This is a genomic window from Ralstonia sp. VS2407, assembly GCF_052950655.1.
Genome location: NZ_JBRFVG010000300.1, coordinates 1 through 453, shown reverse-complemented (window position 1 = coordinate 453; position 453 = coordinate 1). Strand labels below are relative to the sequence as shown.

Genomic DNA, 453 nt, shown 5'->3' with positions numbered 1-453 from the left:
GTGATAGCCATGCTCATTGACGCGGTTGCGCTTGTGTCCATGGGGCTGGTGCACCACCTTGGTTCGCTAGCTGTCGCGGTCTTTGTCAACGGCATGGCCGGCGCCGTGTACGGCATTGCCCGACAGAATTACCTGACGGTAGCGATCCCATACCGATACCGAGCTCGCGCGCTGTCCACCCTCGGCGGAGTGTTCCGGGTGGGTTGGTTTGTCGGCCCCATGGCGGGATCGTGGATTCTCCGCGAAGCCTCCATGTCATGGGCATACGGATTTGCATCCGTTGCCAGTGTTCTCGCCGCTGCCGTGACCACTGTCATGCCCGACCTTCCCCCAGTCGATGTCCCACAAACTGCCGTTGACGATGCCCCCACCAAGATCTCGACGTGGACGATAGCCAAACAGAACTCCAAGGTCCTGTGGACGACGGGGTTGGGAGTGACAGCTCTCATGGTC

General features: G+C 60.7%; 1 protein-coding gene. It reads left to right on the top strand.

Annotation, left to right across the window (positions count from 1 at the left end; translation table 11 throughout):
* Positions 1–9: 9 nt before the first annotated feature.
* Positions 10–453: MFS transporter (locus ACU8YE_RS25160; protein ID WP_446930284.1), on the top strand; the 444-nt coding region annotated here is incomplete at its 3' end.